At 52.2% G+C, this 20,678-nt stretch carries 17 protein-coding genes and 1 tRNA gene; 10 read left to right on the forward strand and 8 right to left on the reverse strand.

Features of this window, described 5'->3' with window-relative positions:
* Window positions 1–617: 617 nt before the first annotated feature.
* The 8 genes from EDD77_RS08430 to EDD77_RS18810 all read left to right on the forward strand — a co-directional run bounded on the left by EDD77_RS08430 (window position 618) and on the right by EDD77_RS18810 (window position 7,071).
* Window positions 618–905: a helix-turn-helix domain-containing protein gene (locus tag EDD77_RS08430; protein ID WP_058964315.1), complete on the forward strand. Its 288-nt coding sequence runs from the start codon at window positions 618–620 to the stop codon at window positions 903–905.
* Window positions 906–1,589: 684 nt separating this feature from the next.
* Entirely contained in the window at window positions 1,590–1,730 is a 141-nt protein-coding gene (locus tag EDD77_RS18055) for a hypothetical protein (protein WP_156417376.1), read from the forward strand.
* Window positions 1,731–1,805: 75 nt separating this feature from the next.
* On the forward strand, window positions 1,806–2,552 hold the full coding sequence (locus tag EDD77_RS08435; RefSeq protein ID WP_058964316.1) for a recombinase family protein: 747 nt from the start codon (window positions 1,806–1,808) through the stop codon (window positions 2,550–2,552).
* Window positions 2,552–3,088: a recombinase family protein gene (locus EDD77_RS08440; RefSeq protein ID WP_058964317.1), complete on the forward strand. Its 537-nt coding sequence runs from the start codon at window positions 2,552–2,554 to the stop codon at window positions 3,086–3,088. Before EDD77_RS08435 ends, EDD77_RS08440 begins: the two co-directional genes overlap by 1 nt.
* Window positions 3,089–3,407: 319 nt before the next feature.
* Complete coding sequence (locus EDD77_RS08445) at window positions 3,408–4,967, forward strand: site-specific integrase (protein WP_058964318.1); 1,560 nt, start codon at window positions 3,408–3,410, stop codon at window positions 4,965–4,967.
* Window positions 4,967–6,631, forward strand: a complete 1,665-nt coding sequence (locus EDD77_RS08450; protein WP_058964319.1) for a site-specific integrase — start codon at window positions 4,967–4,969, stop codon at window positions 6,629–6,631. The genes EDD77_RS08445 and EDD77_RS08450 overlap by 1 nt, the downstream gene beginning before the upstream one ends.
* A 190-nt stretch (window positions 6,632–6,821) precedes the next feature.
* Window positions 6,822–6,888: transfer RNA gene (locus tag EDD77_RS18060), tRNA-Pro, on the forward strand.
* A gap of 30 nt (window positions 6,889–6,918) precedes the next feature.
* Window positions 6,919–7,071: an HNH endonuclease gene (locus tag EDD77_RS18810; RefSeq protein ID WP_082669600.1), complete on the forward strand. Its 153-nt coding sequence runs from the start codon at window positions 6,919–6,921 to the stop codon at window positions 7,069–7,071.
* Window positions 7,072–7,278: 207 nt separating this feature from the next.
* Here EDD77_RS18810 and EDD77_RS08460 read toward each other — a convergent pair whose 3' ends face one another.
* The 8 genes from EDD77_RS08460 to EDD77_RS08495 form a co-directional block, all read right to left on the reverse strand.
* On the reverse strand, window positions 7,279–11,709 hold the full coding sequence (locus EDD77_RS08460) for a suppressor of fused domain protein (RefSeq protein ID WP_058964320.1): 4,431 nt from the start codon (window positions 11,707–11,709) through the stop codon (window positions 7,279–7,281).
* A 60-nt stretch (window positions 11,710–11,769) separates the two neighbouring features.
* Window positions 11,770–12,018 carry a hypothetical protein gene (locus tag EDD77_RS08465; RefSeq protein ID WP_058964321.1) on the reverse strand — a complete coding sequence of 83 codons (249 nt, stop codon included), beginning with the start codon at window positions 12,016–12,018 and terminating at the stop codon, window positions 11,770–11,772.
* A 9-nt stretch (window positions 12,019–12,027) separates the two neighbouring features.
* The gene (locus tag EDD77_RS08470; protein ID WP_058964322.1) at window positions 12,028–13,032 is read right to left on the reverse strand and encodes a hypothetical protein; all 1,005 of its coding nucleotides are present in this window, start codon (window positions 13,030–13,032) and stop codon (window positions 12,028–12,030) included.
* A gap of 11 nt (window positions 13,033–13,043) precedes the next feature.
* Window positions 13,044–15,476 (reverse strand): DUF6892 domain-containing protein, encoded by a 2,433-nt coding sequence (locus EDD77_RS08475; RefSeq protein ID WP_058964323.1) that lies wholly within the window; start codon window positions 15,474–15,476, stop codon window positions 13,044–13,046.
* A gap of 66 nt (window positions 15,477–15,542) precedes the next feature.
* On the reverse strand, window positions 15,543–15,869 hold the full coding sequence (locus EDD77_RS08480) for a DUF5713 family protein (RefSeq protein ID WP_058964324.1): 327 nt from the start codon (window positions 15,867–15,869) through the stop codon (window positions 15,543–15,545).
* Between the two features lie 11 nt (window positions 15,870–15,880).
* Window positions 15,881–17,311, reverse strand: coding sequence for a DUF6138 family protein (locus tag EDD77_RS08485; protein ID WP_077138555.1), 1,431 nt, complete (start codon window positions 17,309–17,311; stop codon window positions 15,881–15,883).
* Window positions 17,312–17,481: 170 nt separating this feature from the next.
* Window positions 17,482–18,117: a TetR/AcrR family transcriptional regulator gene (locus EDD77_RS08490; protein ID WP_058964326.1), complete on the reverse strand. Its 636-nt coding sequence runs from the start codon at window positions 18,115–18,117 to the stop codon at window positions 17,482–17,484.
* A 321-nt stretch (window positions 18,118–18,438) separates the two neighbouring features.
* A complete protein-coding gene (locus tag EDD77_RS08495) occupies window positions 18,439–18,636 on the reverse strand; it encodes a hypothetical protein (protein ID WP_058964327.1) in 198 nt (65 codons plus the stop codon).
* 213 nt (window positions 18,637–18,849) lie between these two features.
* Here EDD77_RS08495 and EDD77_RS18065 point away from each other — a divergent pair, with 213 nt between their 5' ends.
* Window positions 18,850–19,014, forward strand: coding sequence for a hypothetical protein (locus tag EDD77_RS18065; RefSeq protein ID WP_156417377.1), 165 nt, complete (start codon window positions 18,850–18,852; stop codon window positions 19,012–19,014).
* A 121-nt stretch (window positions 19,015–19,135) separates the two neighbouring features.
* Entirely contained in the window at window positions 19,136–20,677 is a 1,542-nt protein-coding gene (locus tag EDD77_RS08500; protein WP_058964328.1) for a PDDEXK family nuclease, read from the forward strand.
* Window position 20,678: the final 1 nt, after the last annotated feature.

A 20,678-nucleotide genomic window follows, 5' to 3' on the forward strand; every position in this document is an offset into this window, starting at 1 on the left:
CCCTCCGACCACAAGAAATATGTTGACAAGTTTAGTGTACCCTTGGTAGAATAGAAAAATAAGATGTAGAAAATCTTGTCAGACTAATTGCACATATAGAATGCACAGTTTTGACTGGTTCTTTTGGGCCAATATGAATATATAATAATATACAAAAAGCGGATAATCTTCAAATTTCAGCAAAACTGCCTAAAACCTAAGCGATTTCTAAGAAACCCCTAAAAATTCCCTATTATAATACCCCCATCGAAACGGTGAGGGGAAACGCACTTTTTGTCTGTTATCCCCGCAAGGGGAGAATATGGCAGGAAAGCGTATAGGGAGCAATGAACACCCGCCGGGGGTCAGGGAAAAAAGAGTAACATTACATACCGCAATCCTCCAAGGGGTTGCGGTTCTTTTTTATTCGACACCATTTGTCCTTACTCACTATATACCGCTAAAGCTCGGCAAATATTTCTCTTCGTATGCACTCACCGCACGGTGGGTGCATTTTTTGTTTGTCGAAAAATGGCGGCCTCTGCTCAGCGTCCGGTATGTCCGGTCGCTCCGTTGCCGCGACCCACCGCTCCGAAATTTGGTTCGCATCCAAATTTCAGAAGACGGAGTAAATCACCATGTACTTTAATAGAGAGGACTATGGTTCAGGGATCAGGAGCTTGCGAAAAAAGCGTGGGCTCACACGGGAGCAGTTGGCAGAGAAGATGAATGTCAGCACTCCATACATCGCAAAAATCGAAACCGGAAAGCAAACTGGCCCAGTCGAGCTGGCCGTAGAATTTGCAGCATTCTTTGAGGTTTCTCTGGATTATCTCTTGGTGGGAAAAGGAGATTTTGCGGAGGAACAGAAGCGCGGACTGCGGATGGCCATCTCTCTACTGTCCGAATTGGAGGCATCTCTCTAAAAACTTTCCATTTTGGGTTGGTAAACTTTCCATTCTGTTTCTGTTGGAAGTATACGCACGGAGTTACAATCTTCGTGAGATCAAAACATCTCAGAGCAAACCTTGAAAAACACCGCCCCAGGCGGTCATATCCGGCAACTTGAATACCTTAGCTGATCGGGAGAGCGTCATGCCGAGTGCGCGAAGACCACCTGTGCGGAGCAGATCCGCATCAAAGGACGGCCAAATAAGGTGCAGAGCGATACCCACTCAGGCCAAGGCAGCCTTGGCAAGCTGTCCCCGCCATGACCCCGTCAGCCTACAATGATACTTCTGCTTACGCAGCTCGGAGAGAGCCTCGGAGGGGTGAGAGTCCCATGATGTGCGCCAGCGCAGTTCAAGTTGCCGCCCTGCCTGGGGAAGTAGTGTCGAATACAGGCGACTAAGCAGCATCAAGAAACAAAGGGCCGCTCCAGACTCGGAGCCTGCAACCGCTCACCTGACCTTTGGGAGCGGCCCTCTGTTTTTCTTTTGATAGCAGAAATATGGGATCTGATCACAGTACATCCTCTTCTTCTCAACCTCCGTTTCTCTGAGTTCTTCATCTTTCCCCCTCTACACTCCTCTTCCTTTTCTCCTCAAACTCCCTGATCGGGTCCCATATTTCTGTTATCAAAAACAAATCCACGAAAGCGAGGAAACGAGATGACAAATATCGATTTGTGCGGCATTGCCCAACTGCTCCGCACGCTGATAGAGCAGAAGAAAACGACGGAAAGAGAGGCCCGCAAAATTTTGGCCAGAATTGCCGCACAGACCGGTGCGGACATTATCCTTTCTTTCTGAAATCGCATTCTTTTCAATAGCTATTTCAAAGGTGTTGTGGTATTGTTTGTGTTGCAAAAAAGGAGGTGAACTGACATGGCGGAAAAGCTGATGACCGACGGCAGCATGGCACTTCGAGAAAAGCAATACCGGGTCATCACCATCGAGGCAACCGAAAAGCCCCAAAACGCCAAATCGCGGGTTGCGGCATACGCCCGTGTCAGCTCCGTCTCTGATGACCAGCTCAACTCCTTCGCCGCCCAGAACCGTCACTACAGTGACCTGATCTCCAGCAAGGAAAACTGGAGAATGGTTGACATATACGCAGATGAGGGTACACCAATTGCAGAAGATGAAATAACAAATGCTTTCATCCGCCTATACTATAAGCTCAAGCACCATGGCGAACCCATCCTCATGGAAATGATCACCTCGCTCCAAGCCATCCGCAACCGCCGGATGCTTTGGAGCCTGGATGTCATTGAACTCAACAAGCAAATATCCGATCTTACCAGTCAGAATCAAATGTTGGCCACGCTGAAACAACAGGGCCTCATTGATCCTGACATTTTTATATCCCAGAGCAATGAGTTGACCGAGCAGCTCCGCGCTGTAAAGCTGAAAAAGGAGCGTCTTCTGACCGTCGATGGCGACAACACCATCGCCCAAACAAGAGAGCTGATGGAAATCTTGAATGATGGCCCGGACTTCCTTGACAGCTTTGACGCAGAGCTGTTCGGTGAGCTCGTTGAAACGATCATCGTGGAAAGCAATGAGCGAATCCGCTTCCGCCTGAAAAACGAGCTGGAGCTGGCTGAAACCATAGAAAGGACGGTGCGCTGATGGGCAATCGGAAGCAGCCGTTTGGCTATAGGGTGGTTATGGGCGAAATTGCCATCCATCCGCAGGAATCAGAGCTGGTAGAGTACATCTTCCAACAATACCTTGCGGGTGCCACCTACAACACCTTGGTAGAGGAGCTTCGGGAACAGTCAATTCCCTATGACGAGGGAAAGCTATGGAACAAAAACATGGTTGCCCGAATTCTGGAAGACAGCCGCTATACAGGAGAGCGCGGCTATCCGCCGGTCATTGATCGAGAAGCCCTGGAGAAAACACTGGAAAAGCGAAGCGCAAAGCAGACGGCAGCTCCCAAAACGGACACGCAGAAGCTCCTCCGCCGCTTCAGCGGGCGGCCATCGACAGCGCGCATGGAGCGGCAGGTGCTGGATCTGCTCAACAGCCTGATCGTATCGCCGGAACAGCTCCGGCTTCCGGCAACAGCGCCGCCTGATCAATCCACTGAACTGAACCTGCAGCGAGAGAAGAAACTTTCACTGTCCAACAAAGACCCGGCAAAGCAGCATACCAGGGCATAACCGCACCCAAGGAAGAAGCAGCTTCATTTTCTGCTTCTTCCCTTGCTTTGTTTCTACCGAAAAAAGGATGAATGTACCACCATACAATCCGTAATGAAAAACGCAGGTGGTTTTGTCTTAAATGAACCCGAAAATCCTTCTATAATAAGGCCCCCCGATGAGCGGAGGGACAAGCCCTTCACGACCATAAGTCTCCCCTTCGAACTTGCCGAAAAAATTTGTACGCAGCCATATGCAAAAAAACTGGAAAGAATCCGAAAAAGGGGTTTCATAAGAACCAAACAGCACAAATTCTTATACCCTCAGGAGGATTCGGCATATGAGCCATTCCAAAAACGACTTTCCGATCATGGGCGGAACCGGCCGCCAAGTCACCAAACCATATAGAGGAAGCTACGACGCTTTCTATAAGTTGATCAACCCCAACACCAAAAAGCCATATACCAATGCCGAGCTGGCTGCGGAACTGGAACATCGCCAGCAGGAATATTCTGTCCTTGCCCAGCTGATTAGCCCGGATTTGGAGGAAATTCAAAAAAAGGCACGTTCCCATCCCAATGCCGAATTCAAACTCGCACGCCGCGGAAAAAGCCGTAAAAAGGCAGAAGAACTCCTTCACCAGGAAGCCTACCCGATACTGGAACGCATCGCCAAATTGCTTTTTCGCCCCCTCTGGAAAAGTAATTTGAAATGTGGAAACGTGACCGTGCGCGATTACGTCCATTTTGTGGGCGACACCCTTTACGCAGACAAATCTCTCAAAGAAGCTGCATCACTGCGGTCTTGTATCAACAGAATTATATTGCCGATGATCGGCGACATCCAGCTTCATCAGCTGTCGCCCGATCGGCAGAAGGCAATCGTTCAGAGACTCAATAGTCGGCTTAAAAACGATGAGACCATCTCGCTAACTGCAAAAACCCATACACAGGCGGCATACAGACTGTTGTTCCAGTCGCTTGTGCAAAACGGATATCCTGCTGCACGCGAAGGAGTGCGACTCTCTGATGAAATCACCCGCATAAAGCGCCAGAACCGTGGGATCATCAACAGCTGCCGTGAAAATCATCTGGACGATACATTCCGCGCCGCTCTCTTTTCCGTTCTTGCCCCCGCCGATCGTCTTTATGATCTCTGGCTGGTTGCACTGATCTACACCGGTCTGGCTCCCAACGAAATTCCCGCTCTGTGTTTTGGCGACATCGATCAGCTGGAACTGCGTGATGAAAACTGCTACACCATCACGGTGACCAAACAGATCCGGGACACAAACACTGTTTGCCGTGCAATCAGTGCCGATAATGACGATTTCCCGATTCATCGTTTGCGGCGTGTCGTTCTTGCTCCATGGGTGGCAAACGTTATGCTGAAGTATATTGAGTATCTGCACAGCTCCGGGTATTCCGATGCTCAAATTGCTGACATGCGTCTTTCTGGCACGATTTCGGGCAAAATCGTTGGAGCAAAAGATATCCGTGATCGCATCAACTCGATCATGCAGCAGGCCGGCATCCCTAAAGCGAACATTCCACGCACGAAGAAGAGCGGCAAATCCAGGTTTCAGACCGAAAAGCGGGACATTGAGCTGTTACAGCGGGATGCCAAATACATCGCCAAATGTTGCGGGGCCGATGATGCCATGGTCCACGCTATGTTCGGCCTGCCCGCTACGACAATGGATGAGCAACATTACCTGGACACCCTGTGCGACGATTATGCCGTTACCCGCTATCTCAGACTGCGCCGGTACACACCGTTTTCAGACCAGTCTGTTCCGCAGCGTCGCATCTTTCGTATAGAAAACAACACCGATACAGCGCAAACCATCCGCATCAACAGCAACTATGCCATTCTGGCATCATGGAGGTCCAATAATTAATGGAAGATTTTGAACACAACGGCGTATATTTTAAAACAAACCTGTCGTATCCCTCCTCATACAAAGCAAGTGACACACCCTGCCGTATTCGCATTACACCCCGTGATCCGAAAACCGGAAAGGCGATCACAAAACGGCAGCTCCGCGGCAGCGACAGCGACAAACCCGCCGAAACAGCAATTTTCGGCAGGGACATTGAGGATATCCGAAAGAACCTCTTCCCGTCCATTGCTGACGGTATCATTGCACAGATGCATCTGGCTGGATTTTTTGATTCCGGGCAGGCTTCCACCGCTCCCGCGGTCGATCTGGGAGAATTGGCCCGCACCTACCGGGATGCATTTTTTGCCTTTTCACAGCGCGAAAGAAACTGGGCTCCGCTCACGGTCAAGGATTATGGTTATCAATTCGATAAACTGATTCCTCATCTGGATGGTATCAACGCGCTTACAATCAACGATGAGATTTATACCGCTGTTTTCGAGTCCATCTGCGATGCTGCACGCAAAGCGACAAAAGTCAAACAGGATGATCCGTATCAGGAGGTGCCATCTGCGGCACAGAAGCGTTACGGTTTGCTGAAACAGCTGATCAGTTACCTGATTGAAGAGGATGACATACAGATTGACTGTCTTCCCCCGGACCTCGACGGCAAAACATCCCACCTGTCATCGATTATGTCTCAGGTGGATGGGGTTCGCAGCTTGCCGCCTGACGAGCTGCTCGCATTGTGCAAAAACTCCCCGCTTGCCGATGTGATCAGCATTCTCACCGATACCGGACTTCGAATCGGCGAGTTTACCGGTCTGCTGTTTTGCTCGCTGGGCTATCTGGATGGATCGCAGGGACGGATGTATTATCTGCGTGTTTCCGGCCAGCTGCTGCCAGACGGCAAGCGCACCGAAATGCCCAAAACTCTGCCGTCCTATCGCATCATCCCATTATGCCCAGATGTAGGCGAAGCCATGTATCAACGGGTGATGACTTTGAGTGCAATCCATGGAGACCTCTCCCTGCAGCTGCTTTGCGGTCAATCGGAAGGTGACGCCTTCCTCACCGATCCCGCAACGATGCGCATTTATCGGGATCATCTGTCGAACGCTATTACTGATTTGCTGCGCAATGAGGGTATGCTCCAGTCCTTGTACGCTGCCAGACAGTTTGTATTCAATATCAAACAGCAAAACGATCACGTATACCGTCGACTGACCGGTCACTCGGAACGACGCAACTTCTGCACCTTCCTTTATTGTCACAGCGGTTTCGATGCTCCGGAAATCCCCAAACTGATGGGACATGCAGACAAAACCCGCAAACAACCGTCCACTTCATACGGGGCGACTCCCAGCGAGATATACCGCATGTGCCTGAGACGATATGTCTCTCAATCCTTGCTGCATTCTGCACAGCCTTTGCGCTACCAGGCGGATAACTTCAAACGCAGCGAAGTGCCTTCCTGCGCCCTGGAATTGACCCTGCCTCCTCACAGCAGTTATGACCTGATTGTTGATGATATGGATCCGGAAAACGAGCTGCATTTCTCCGGCACCCTTACCGCACAGAAGGTGCGTCAGGATGATTTCACGCCCGGTCCCTATCCCTATGCCCTTTTGGCGGATCCCGACATGTACATGGTGCGCAAAAAGAGCAAGCTCTTTTCTTGATGGCTGGTTTTTGATTCAGCATTAAAGAGCTGCTGATTCCGGAAGCTTCTTATGTCCTTTTTCAGATTCACTGCGGGATGGTCCGACCAACCGATCAGGGCCGCCCTGCTTTTTTATGTTCCAGAAATTGTTCGGGACAGAATACGCATTCTTTGGGAGGATACGCCCGGACCATTCTACGACTTTATATCCGGGCGTAGCGCAGTTGGTAGCGCGCCTGCTTTGGGAGCAAGATGGTGCCAGTTCTGTCGCTCGGACCTCCTTTCTTAGGAAAACCACCTTTTTAGGTGTTTTTCTGCGTTTTTAGTCTAATTGTTGCATCTATCCAGGCTGCAAATCAAAATTTCAAATGGAAAGGCTGGTCAAAAATAAGGCAGCATATTATCCCCGTCTCAAAGGGTGGCCGCACTGAAGAAACGAATCTACAGACCCTATGCTGAAAGTGCAACCGTACAAAGAGCAAGAAGATTCTTACGTAAATGAGAAAAGGGGCTGTTGCAAAACGAAAGTTGCGCAACAGCCCCTTTTGTTTTGACATCACAGCCACACTCTTACGGCAAACCCGCCTTTGAAAAAACAGGTGTTCGTGTAATGTCCGTCTGGTGGACAAAGGTGGCGCAGAACTCCTTTGTCCACACAAGCTCTCATCAATCCCACCAGAAATACCAGACAGTTGACTGCCGCAGCACATCGGCCAGAGTGCCCACGGTGGCGTCCTGCGGGCCTTGGTCAATCACATCTGGGCAGAAGCCGTACAGCTCCACCGCCACATCTATGGCCTCTTTCTCGGAAACAGGAGCCGGGAGCAGAAACTCCAACTCGTCATGGCTCATGGCAGCGGGCACCGCCCCATGCTGTTCAAACCAACATTTCGCAACTGCCATTAATTCCGGCGTGTTAGGACATTCATTCCAGCCACCAAAGGGCAGATAGGCAAAAATCTCCCAAGGGTTCTTCACAGGGATTTTAGCCAGAATGAGAGGATATGTCATCTTATTATCGGAGTTCCAGTAGCTTGAAAAACGACGGTTCTCATATCCGCCTTCCATCTCGCCCAGGATCTCCTCAACCCAATCCATATCGTCATCCTCGGCTTCTTCTTTGCGCTGCCCAATCATTTCCTCCAGAACTGCTTTACTGTTCTTGATGGGGGCGGAGAGCATTTCCTTTCGGTATGCGGCAACTTTGTCCGGGTCGAAAGCATAGTCGTCCTTGCTATCGCTGTCCGGATCGGAATTTAGAATCAGGCATTCCCACAGGATTTCGTCATCCGCCTTAATCAGAACCGGCACAAAGCCCTCCTTGACACTTTCCCGTTTGGCGTAGTTGTATGCCGACATAATGGGGTCATCATCCGTCATTGAGGGAAAATAGGTACATTCACAGTCCAGATATTCCATCATGGTTTTAGCAAGGTCCGAAGGCTCCAGAGTGGCCTCATCGAAACTCTGTCCCTGCCAGTTGGCAAACCGCTTTTCCATAACTTTTGCCATAGCCTGATAATAGTTTTCATCGAATGGGATGAACAGATAGGCTTCATCCTGGAACTTATCGGAATAATATTGCTCCGAGCCGAAATATTCCAAGGCATAGTTGTCAATGTCGCTGGGGAAGTACGGACTGTCCGCCTCGCCATAGTAATATCCGGCAAAGGCTGCGCCCTCCTTGTTGAACAGAGCCCCAAAGAGCTGCCCTTTCAGCTGGTCCCGGATGAAGCCACGCAGATCAGCGCGGCTCAGATCTGCCATAAACAGCTGCACCTGCTCCCAGTACCGCTCCATAAATTCCGCGCTCATCAGATCATGCTCCATGCACCAGCGCAGATAGATTGCCATGTGGTTGTAGGCATTGATCTCGTCCACCGGCAGGCCCTTTTGCTGAATGGTTTCCAGATGCCAGTCGGCATCGTCCATATCGTCGGTGAACTCCTCTGCAAGCGTTCCTCTGGTGATGGCATTCTGGCGGGTGGGGTTGACCACAAAACTGATGCCTGCCATCTTTTCCAGCAGAGCGTCCACGTCATGCTCCATCTTATACTCTATTTCATTACGATAGAGCGGGATCACTTGATAGAAGTTGACCTCCTCGCCGCTGGGCAAAGTGTAGACTTCTCCTCCGTTCCAGACAACATCCTGCGGGCCTACCAGAAGTGCGCCGCAGAGTGCCGTGTTCTCCGCAAATGGCGACTGCTTGTCAATTGTATGGCCAAAGCCCAACCAGGTATCGTTGGAAATGGGCAGGCGGGCCAACACTTTCAAGAGGCCAATGGGCCAGTACCACCGCTCATCCTTCAGGGATTCCTCATCCAGTTTCCAATCCGGCGGCAGAGCGATGGCCAGTTCCGCCCGCTCCAGCTTGTATTCCTCCAGCTCCTTCGGCACATTCATCCGGTGAGCACCCATCCCCATCGTTACCAGTGTGTAATAATCCCGCTCTTCAGAAGGAGGAACAATGCAGATGTCCACATGGATGTCGGGAGAAACCAGCTCATGGAATACATTCTCAAACTCACCAAACATGTTTTTGATGTGCTGCTCTATCGCAGACATCTCATCCTCCGAATAAACCTCAGGCTCACGCTTGTCCGCCGAGGACCAGATGGCATCCGCCTTTGTACCGTCCGGATTCAGAAAAATCTGAAAATACTGATCGTCTCCCGCCTGCTGATAGACAAGACTGATGCGACGGTTCTGCTCCACGAAGACTGCAACCAAAGTCCCCTCCGATTCCCCTTCCGGGGTGTGGAGCAACCATTCCCCGCTGTCCAACCGTTCTTTGAGCTGCCGCAGCCAGTCCGTTCCCATTTTGGAGAGTCCGGCTTCGTTCATACGGAAGGAAAGATCCACAAGATGTTCCTTCACCATGTATCGAAATTCGCAGCAGGGTGAATTTTTCTCATAGCCATACTTCTCCGGGTGGAACAGCTCATAAAATTCGGCAAGACCTGCTTTGTCTACTCGGATACACGCCAGAGCATATTGTTTCCCATCCGCATCCTCGTCCAGTCCCTGCTGGAGCGTTTGGTCAGCATCCGGGTTAATCCAGTGGTATTCCATCTGCTCCAGAGTCGCGCCGGATTCGATCTCCTGCTGCAAGGTCAGGAACTCATAATCACCGGGTTCCAGTTTCAACCCTTGTTTAACAGCATCCAGCGCGCCAGCTTTGTCACCAAAATGCGCTCTCAATTTCCCCACCTGCAGCCAGATCCAGGGGTAGTCCGGCTCTTCCTGAGCACCCTTCTCCGCATAGTTGAGCGCTTCTTCCAGCCTGCTGCAGTACATCAGCGCCACAGAATACCGATAGTACCAGGTAGCACAGCCTGTGGCATTTTTCTCAGAATCCTTCATCCACTGGGCTGCCTGATAATAATGGATATAATCATCCAGATTAAGGCAGGCGAAGGCGTACCAGAGGGCGATCTGCAGGTCCTGGTGTGCCTGCTTTTCGGTGAATCTTCCTTCTTCAATGCCAGTTTTGATGAAATCCTCCAGCCATTGAAGCATTCTCCAGAAGTAGCCGGAGATTCCGTCATCATAAGATTCCAGTGTTTCAATATCCTCTGCTGAAAGCAGGGAGCCGGTTTCCTCATGAATATCAGGCTCCGGTTCCGCCTCATCCAGCAGCGGCACACCGCCCACATCTCGCCGGAATACATGGAAGTGCGCATAGGGCAGGTTGCTTCCCTCAAAGAATGCCTGTGCCGCGGTCAATACAGCGGGCAGATCCCATGCGATAAAATCCAGATATCCATGGTACAGACCGGTAGCCCCACCCAGGAAGGTCACGGCTTCCGCTCCTGCCTCCCGCAGGATGGCATCTCTCAAATCATCTCGGAAGTCCAGAATGGCCTTGCTCCGCTCCTCTCCGGTAAATCCTTCCAATGGGTAGCAAAGGAACCCCGCTGCGATGCCATCCCTGTGGTACTCATCCACCGCGTCGCTGCGGGCAGACAGATAGTCGTTGATGAGCACTGGCAGGCGGCAGGCGCCGGCATATACATCCAACCGCCAGTCAGCCTCTGGATCCTCCACCGGTTCCAGCTCGTAGGTAAGATAGCTGTTTTCCAGATAGTCGCTGCCATCCCTCCAAAGGGAGAGTCCCATGCTCTGCAGCAACTCCGGCAGCTGGGTAAGGCGCATGGCCGGTTCGTCTTTCGGCTGAGCATAAACATCGAACCCGGCAACAAAGGCAATAGCGGAAACTTCTCCAATGGTTTGATCCACCAGCATCGAGAGGGCCCACCAGACCTTGTCGGTGTCCTCTTTCAGGATCGGCGTCAACTTTTCACAGCAAAGAACCAGACTCACCCGCTGATCGTCGGTTTTCTCGGCCCACATCTGCACATCCTCGGCCCGGACTTTGATCTCTCCCGCTCTTAGCTCAAATTTCTCACAGGGCTGGCGGCCTACTAAGATATTCCAATGCTCCAGCACCGATTCCGGGGCCTGCCGCTGGAAGTACACCAGAGGAAACAACCGGGACCGAAGGCCCTCCGGGCTGAGGATCAGTTCATACTTTTCGCCATTGAAGCCCAGCTCAAAGGAAGTATCACGCAGGGCCGTCTTGAGCGCATTCCCGCATTTTTCAATCAGTTCTTCGCCGCGTTGGCGCGTTTCGTCGATATCCATGATTTGACGCAGCTCCGCCTCAATCTGAGCAAAGGCCGCCCACGCTTCCTGCGCTCTTTCCCGGAAGTTCTTTTCAAACCGGGGCAGGGATAACCGACGTCGGCAATCGTCTATGTACTCCTGGGTATCTTTGTCGCCCGGACGGGCTTTCAGGGCCTTTTCAAAGTAACGCAGGGCGGGGCCTTCCTCGTCCAGATAGTAATAGGCCGAAGCGATCCGATAATTCCAGCAATGATCTTCGGCAAAATACTCCTCATGGGGGGCCAGAAGTTCCAGCGCCTTTTCAAAAGGCTCCCGTTCTCCTATATGTGCAACGGCAATATATGCCTTGGCCAATTCGCTGTCCAGTTCCGGGGTGCGCTCCTCAGCGGGAATTGCTTCCAGGGCGTCGATTACCTTCTGCACCTCGTCCTGCTCAAACCAGAGCTGGCATTGTTTCAACAAATCCATATCCGTACCTCCTTTATTTCGGCTTTTCTATACGGTTGTTATTTCACCGTAAATCATCGTTCAAATATCCCAGTCTATAAAATCTTCACGGTTCCATACAAAGTGCTGATACAGGCACTTCAAATTCCCCTGTTCATCCCGTGAGAGCTTCGCCCCGTTTTCATACCGCAAAGTGTCGGCATACAGGATAAAACCATCCACTTTCCCAGATAAAGCCCGAAACTCACCGTTTCCAATAACGGCTATATTGCCACATTCAAATGTAACCGAAGAAGATGTGGTGTGGATTTTCGTAATTGCTTCGATCATATGGGAATATCACCTCTCCTCTCCGGTCGATACCATTCTCCACCCGGATGTCTGCACTCGGATCACTGGACGAAAGAAGTCGTAGTCATTGTGGATCTCATTATCTTCCCGAACCTCCGGTTTACTGTGAGGGGAACAGGGCAAATATCCAAACAAAGATCCCATGCCACCGCAGATATTGCAGCCGCCGTCGCCGCCGCAGGTGGTCAATGTTTTCCCGTCTACCAGCTCCCGCTTATAGGGGTCATAGGCAATAGACAGGCCAAAGAAGTTCGCCTGCTCCATGTCGTATGGCTTGTCCTGGTCTTCCTGGCTTTCAAAGTGATGCAGATGCATGGAATAGTCCAGTCCATCCCCCCAAGGAAACAGGGTGCGGCATCCGCCCCCGCACAGATAGGCCCACTCATCCGGCGTGGGAAGGCTGGCCGCCAGCTCCCACAACAGGGACCGCTGAAACTCCGGGTAGGTCATTGGATGGCACAGCCACGCTCGCCAGCTATCACCATTGCGCTCAAAGCGAACCGTTTCGTGTATCTCAAAACTCTGGCTGTTCTGGCCTGCCCATTTCTGCAAGTTCTCCAGCCAGTCGGGGTGGGCGGTGATGCGTGGATCGTTCATGGGTACGCTTTCCCAGCCGATCTCCTCCAGTTTTCTGCCCACGAACATGGGGCCGATGGTCACCTGGCGTACTGGGGTCATTCCCTGCCGGAGAAATTCCTCCGCAGTGCCCTCATATTCGATTTCCGCAAAAGCATCCGCCAGTTCCTCCTGGTTGGCCTTATCCATCCCTTGGACAAAGCTCTCCCAGCCAAGAATCACGGTATCGCCCGGGACAAAGACAAACTCCCGGCCACCTTTTTCAAACAGACCGGTGGTGCAGCTTTGTCCCCAACGGGAAAAGGCGTATAGTTCCTTGAAAGCAAGTCCATAATGAGTCGCCAGCGTCTGCATCAGCCAGAGCTTATCGGACAGTTTCAGTGCATTAAATTGTGGGCGAAATAGTTTTTCGTTCATAGCAGCGCACCTCACAGCAAGTCCACTTCGATGCCGCACCGCTCCAGAATGGGCAGCACCTGTTCCGGCTTGGAGGACATGAGAGTAATATGTTTGAGATTGGGGAACTGGCGCAGTTCTGCCTCCGTAATGGCATTGAGATCAAAAGCTCCATCCTCGCCATCCCAGAACGGACAGAGCTGGGTATAAATCTCGCTGCCGCCATCCATCTCGATTTCTGTGACCGACCGGGCCAGCCGCTCCGGGATCGGGTATTTCTCCAGCCACTTCCGGATCTCCGGGATGGGTTCATACCCTTCCGCGTCAATGTCGATCTTGCGCCGGCTATATTCTCTGGCAAACTCATGGGCATCCAGTTTAGGAGCCAGTAAGCCTTTCTCGTACATCAGGACTTCCATGACCGCCAGCTTGAAGTTGAAGCTGGTAAAGGTGAGCACTGGTTCAGTCGGCTTGGATAACTTGTATTTCTGCGCTTTCGCCGCCTTTTTCTCCGGCTCTTTCCAGCTGATCTGCACCATGGCGGAGAGGGCCTCCAGCCTTGCTTTCTGCGCTGACTGCTCCTCTGAAACAGGACCCGGCAAGCGGGTATAAACGGTAAAGCCGCCTAATTTGAGGGTATGGGCAAATCCGGCAAAATCCTTCCAGCCGACCTCCCGGTAGTCCCTGGATCCGATCCAAACCGCTCCGTCAAATGTCTGCCGAACCGCATACTCTCCCAGTGCCGCTACCCGGACACCAAGGGTTTTGATGGTCTGCTCATCTTCATCCAACCAGCCCTGGAGTCCAAGCTCGTCCCACAGAGCAAGTGCCTGGGTATAGGGACTCTCTCGGCCTGTAATGGGGCTTTTCCGTGTTCCATTTTGCAGGACAATGCGGGCGGACCCCAGCTTTTCCGCAAGTTGCGACAGGGTAAACGGCGGCGTAAATACCGACCCCAGAATAGTCAGGCTGTCTTTTTTGAGAATGATTTTTCGCTCCGTGGTCTTGGGCGGAAGAAAGATTGGCAGATTCGGGTACACTTCTTTGTACTCTCGCCATTCCAGCTTTTTGGGCTTGTTTGCCGTCCGAAGGAAACCCCAGAAGTCGATGGGATAACGAAACACCGGCCCAACCCTATCCCGCCGGGTGACGATCACCACCGTGCCATCGGTGAGTATTCCAATGTGCTGCATTTTCTCCCCGCCGAACATTCCCGGACGGATACGCAGCACTTCACGGGTGTTCCTATTGATAAGCTGGGCAAAGTCATCGGAGAGGATCTCGCCGTTCCCCTGCACCAGCAGCCAGTCCCCGGTAAACCAGCGCAGTTTCAGTCCCTCGCCCATTCCGGGCAGCGGGGCAATGCGGCACCGCCCGGTGTCCATGTCCAGTTCCAGCAGGCATTCTTCCATTCTCCCCTTGCCGCTGACTGCGTGGATCATGGTAATGCGGCCTGTGCCGGGAACGGGAACGGCCTCGGAGAGATGGTCGTATCCATTCAGAGAGAAGGTGTGTTTTGTTACCTTGCCGTTTTCCCAGCGGTAAATCTGCCCCTTGTACCACTCGTTGGAAAAGTAGACCCGGCCCAGACCGTCTGTCACGATGCCGCAATGGTATTTGGTGCTCCATCCATCTTCCGGCAGAATCCAGTTTTTCACATCCTGGCAGGTGCCCCGGTCAGTCAGTTCGATCCGTGTGGCGTTGGTGGGATCACCCACCCAGAGGGAATGGTCAGCCCAGCAAAGGGTGCGGGGCGGGCCGTCATATCCAATGGGGGACGGTTCGGCCCAGTTGAGGGTGGCTGGATTTCTGCTCAGTAATGCCCGGCCAATCGTCCCGCTGCCAGCGGCTATGGACGCGGCATAGAGTCCATTTTCTGCGGAATAAGTGAGGCACCCAAGATGCGGCAAACTGTGGGCGCGGGTCACCTGGGGCGGACGCTGGCGCAGATCGGCCACACAGCCGTTTTTCCATTCTTCTGCATCCTGGTTTTTCCATTCGCCCGCCGCAAAATCACCCGCCAGGGAGTTGAAGAAATAATCGTACTCATCCTGAAGTATGTACTCCTCGCAGGGCATCAGCTTCCCAGGGTCCTGCTCCTTGGCATGGTCGCCCCATTTTCTCCCCTGCTGTTTCATCAGGTGGCAATATTGCCCCTGCTTTTTGCAGTAGCGTTCCCATTCGCTGCGTTGTTCCTCTGGGATCAGGGCAAACAGATACTCGTCCTCATCGTCCAGGTTATACAGCGCCCAGCCGAAGGCAGAAAGTTCCTGTCCCAACGCTGCCGCCCCTTTTTCATGGGACAGTTTCATATACTGAACACCAACGGCATCAAAGCGTTCATCCAGCAGCGCCGGGACCTGTGCGCTCCATTTTTCTCGAAGCTCCGCCAGAGTGTCCTGTATGGCTCCGTCAAATTTCAGAATGTCCAGCGCATTCTCTATGATTTGTTCGAACTCTGCCATAGGTCGTTTCCCCTTTTCCCAGTTCCTGCATCATAGCGACAGCCATGTGGTCAACGCACTGAAAAATCACCAGTCCCGTTCCCGGATGGCCTCCTCGGTGTCAATGGGAATGTCAAACCACTCCAGAATGTAGGCAACGGTATCTCCAATACAATCCCTCGCCACCGTTTCAATCTCGCTGTCGTTTTCGTAAAATTCATCCTGAAGATTATTGATTCCGCAGACCGCCTTATCCAGCGTGTTCTGTATCACTTCAGTGTCGGTTTCGCCGCTCTCCAGCAGGTCAATGACTTTTTGAAGTTCATCCTTTACCTTGTCTACCAGAAAAGCAGGATAATAATCATCCTGATACATCTCGTCCAGTAATTTATAATCGGGATCAAAGGTTTTCATATTGTTTCCTCCTATCGAAAAATTTCCTGATACCGCTCTCTCAGTTCCTCCGGAGCTGCTTCCACCACTTTCTGACCACCCTTGGCGCTGGCTTTGCCCCAGATCACATAGCAGACCGTTTCCCATGCGTATTGCAGCACTTCCTCCGGGCTGGCTTCTGTTTCCTCGGTGGGTTTCTCGTCATCATCGTCATCCTCGTCGGAGGAAAAACCGCTTGGAACGATCTCGGACAGGTGGCTTTTGGCCTCCAGCAGAGCGTCCAGGCTTTCTGCATTTGCCATCCACGCGGCATAGTCCTTGGAATACTTCATGTTCTGCATGGACAGCACACCCCGGACAAACACAGGGACGGTATCGGCGGTAAATCCGAACTGTTTCACATACTCCCGGAGGAATTTTTCCTGTAAGTGGGAGTGCTCATCATCGCAGAGATCGAGATAATCCCATACCAGCTGCCGCCACTCTTGCCCCAGCATTCCCAGAGCGAACACAGCAAAACTTCCGGGGAGCGCGCACTGCTCATCGCTGAGATTGGTGTACTGCTCATATTGCCGCATGGCAAGCCGGGCGTACCGTTCCATCAGGGAGTGGAGGCCGGGGTACTGCACGGCACAGGCAAAGAGCTGGTTTACTCCCTTTTTGGGCAGGCCTGTGATGGGCAAATACCTCTTTTCCGGCCCTTTGAACTCCACCGCATAGCTGCGGGGAAAATCCTCCTGCGAAAGAACCTCACACAGATAGTCCAGCACTTCATGGCAGCATTCCTCGGTGTTGTCTCTGGCCGTAATGCGGATCACGGCAAAGGCATCGTTGGCCGATGCGGTGAAGTGCTCTGTTTTCCGCTTTTGCAGGTTGAGCGGCAACCTGCCGGTCCCATGTTCTTTCAGCTTTTTCACCATATCCGGACGGACTTTCTCTACCAATCCAAAGAGGTAATTGGCGTCCAGATACTCAAAGTCCATGCCATATACCTTATAGCTCACTGCCACATAGCAGGCGAAACGCAGCAGCGGCTCCGGGACCTGTTCTGCACGGATACCTGGCTTCAGGGAGTATTCCCGATCCCAGAAGTGGTCATCTTCGTTGCCTGTCACGACAAAATACTTCTCCTGCAGCTCCCGTTTCAGCATATCAAGTAAATAGTAGTCAATTTCACCCCACCGGCTCTGGCGGCGCAGGTTTTCGCTGAAGGCGATGGCCTTTTCCGCATCGAGCGTTTCAGCCCGCTGCGCTTCGGTCCATTTTCTCACCAGAGCGTGCACCTCAAAGGGTGCGCCTTCGCTGCTGACCACTACCGGCGGCCAAAGGGAATCAAGCCGTGTGATTCTCCCGTCAATAGCATCCTGAATGCACTGGTCAAAGAGCAGTTGCAGTTCCTCCTGTACCTCGGGCTTCATCCAGTAACAGCGCCCGTCCGCACTATTTCGTTTTGGTAAATTCATATCAGGCACCTCTTTCCGAACAATAAAAAATGCCCTGCGACACCCTGTCACTTGGACAGGCTGACGCAAGGCATAAAAAGGCCGCACAGACCCGAGACCTGTTTTCCAAGGCCCCGTGCTTAACAATATTCTGCTGTCTTTCGTGTCCGTTTGGACGTAGGAACCCACCGCTATACATCTGCTTTCACCTGCCGCGCATCCTCTTTTGCACGCTCCATCTCGTCCACCAGAGCCCTGACCTGGAATTCCACCATATCTTCCGCCACCTCCGGAAACAGGAAGGGCATGGTGTCCGGAATGGCCTTGTGCACCATCATCATGGCCAGAGCCAGATTACCGAAGAGCCGGGGGTCAATGCCGTCTGCGGGGAGGCCAAAGATGGAGAGTAGTTTCCCATAAAAACTGACCTGATCCTGTCGGAAGGCCTGAAAATTCTCCTCGGAAAGGCAACGGCGTACTTGCTGCTCCTCTTCAATGGACAAAACAGCGACTCCGCTTTTGGCTCCGTAGCAGCAGTTTTTCAGGAAGGTCTCCACGCCCGCCCGCCAACTGAGCGTCGGGTCTTCCATCAGCTGATGGGCGTAGTCCAACAGTCTGGGCTGCTGATATCGCAGGGCGTAGAGCACCAGTTCCTCCTTGGATGAGAAGAAACTGTAGAAGAAGGTCTTGGAGATCCCCACTTTTTTGCAGAGAACATCAATGCTGCTATGAATCAGCCCCCGATCCGCGATGCACTGGATCATGGTGACCATCAGGGCTTCCTTCACCTGCGCCCTCTCCTCATCGGAGTACGCCTTTCTTGCCACAAGCTGTCACCTTCCCGTATAAAGTACAAAATCAAAAAATAGTCTTTATTTGTATTATAGCGAAACTCTATTGAAATGCAAGACTGTTCAAAAAAATAAGTCCCCCAGTGCACCGCACCGGAGGCATAGCATGCTGTGTTCAAGTATGCCAAAAAGCAGCTGTGTGACACCACTTTCCTGCTGGAAACAATCAATCAGGTTCGTGAAAACGCCGTTCAGATTACGGCATCATAAAAACAGAAAACCAGGCACAGAGATTCACCTCGGCAGGTGGCTCTGTGCCCGGTTTTTTACTAATATGTATGGCTGTGCTTTTTCGATTCACTCTTCCAGCAAATCGCTGCCGGCCAGATCCTCTTCAATCAGGTCCGTAATATAGCCGTTCACACTCTTGTTCAGCTGTTCTGCCCGCTTCTGAATGATTTCTTTCTGCCCTTTCTTCACCCGAACCCGGACATCATCGTATACTTTTTTAGAATATCGGTTTACAGCCTGACCACTCGCTTTGGTATAAGCCATGTTCAATTCCTCCATTCAATCGATAAAATGGCATATTTATTTTAAGTATATCATAAATGACTATTGGTACCAATATGGATAATGCACAAAGAATGATATATTGGTACCAATATTATTTGGAGGAAATGCGTATTTAATATATTGGTACCAATATGCTATAATATAAGCACAGGGAACACACTCCCTGACACCAATCAGATAGGAGGTATCTATATGAAAGGCAACGCCCACTTCATCTACGAAGCGGACAACATCCCGGATCATCGAAGCAGGCAGTTCGGCCATTGTCCCTGCCTGCTGGCCGTGATAAAGATTGCTTTCCCCACACAAAAAAAGCCGCATCTGAGCTGCAACTCAGACACGGCAAGTGCAAGATGAACCATTCGTCAAAACAATCCAATCTGCCCTCTCATCATAACATGCCGGCCGCAACAAAACAAGCCGGAAAAGGGCAGTGGATCAACCATATTCCTTATAAATAAGAAAGAGAGGATTCAATATGAACAACCAGAACACGAACAACATCACCGCCTGCACCAACGAGAGCCACGAAATCTCCATCAACATCACCGGCAAGGCCTTTGTCGGGCTGGCCCGTCAGGGAATGCTCTGCCATCAGGGTACCTGTGAACTGTGCGATGACGCCCTCGCTGCCGTACTGGCGGGCGAAAAAGCCCGGATCTGTGTGGCGCTGGCACCTGATGCAGACAAGAACTATATTCACCTGGCAGTGGCCGACTGGGGCTGCGGCATGGATCTTGCCGCTCTCACCAATGCGCTTCAGCTGGGCAGTGCTCCGCTGACCAACAGCCGCCTGAATGAGCACGGATATGGTCTCAACAATGCGCTGGCCTGCCTGTCCGGCGGCACCGGTGACTGGTGCATCTACACCCGCAGCCAGCCCGGCCCTTATTACAAAGTGAGCGGCCCCTTTGACCTGAAGATGACCGTAACTGAGGAAAACAATCTTCAGCTGCCCGAGGGCCTGAATCTTCAGTGGCCTGATCCCTCCACGGTCATCTATGTGCGGGTGCCGATGGCCATTGCCCGCACCCTGCAGCGGCAGGGCAACCGGAAGCTCAGTGATCTGGCCACTCTCCGGCTGTGGCTGATCGAGCATCTGGGCGTTGTCTACCGGGGTTACCTGGAATTGGATCCGGTCACGCTGGAGCCCAGCGCCAAGATCGCGGTGACGGTAGGCCAGAGCAGTATGCTGGTTCCGCCCATCCAGGTTCCCATGATGATGGCGCGCACCGAAAAGCTGGAAGTGGAACTGGGCGGCCAGATTGTACCGGTGACTTACGTCCACGGTACCCTCGATAAATCCAAGCGGGATCATCTGGTACTGGGCGGCAAGGCCCGGTATTACTATCAGGGAACCCAGCCCACGCAGGGCATCGATATCCGGCTGGGCAAGCGGGTGATTGCCACCGCTCAGCTGGGGGAAATCTGGCACAAAGAAGACGGCACGCCCATTTCCCGGCACAACAGCTACAACGATTTTGTGGGCGAGCTGATCCTGCCGGAGCTGCCCCGTGGTGTTCTTGCCACCCTGAACAACAAGACCGGTATTGACCGCAACGACCCGGACTGGGACAAGGTCTTTGAAGCGCTGGCTGAGTTCCCGCCGCAGAAAAACGCCGCCACATTCAGCGAGGATGAACTGAAAAAGAAGTGGATGAAAATTCTCAAGGCTGCAAATCCGGAGGATGAGGTAACCAGCGAGATTTGTGTCTGGCCCACCGGTACTCGCGTGGATGTGGTGGACAAAGGGGAAAATGGAAAATGCGATATCTATGAGCTGAAGACTAGAAAGGCAGAGCCGAAGGATTTGTACCAGCTGCGGATGTACTGGGACGGTCTGGTTCTGGAGGGAATTCAGCCCACCCGGGGAATTCTGCTGACAAACGGCTATTCTGACAGACTGCAGGAGATGGTGCGCATTCTGAATACCCTGCCCACGCCCAATTTCCCGGACGGACGGCCCAGTGCGCCCTACAACTTCTCGCTGGCCACCCACAAAGAAAAGCAGCTTCTGTGAT

It is taken from the genome of Allofournierella massiliensis, from assembly GCF_004345265.1.
Taxonomy (GTDB): Bacteria; Bacillota; Clostridia; order Oscillospirales; family Ruminococcaceae; genus Allofournierella; species Allofournierella massiliensis.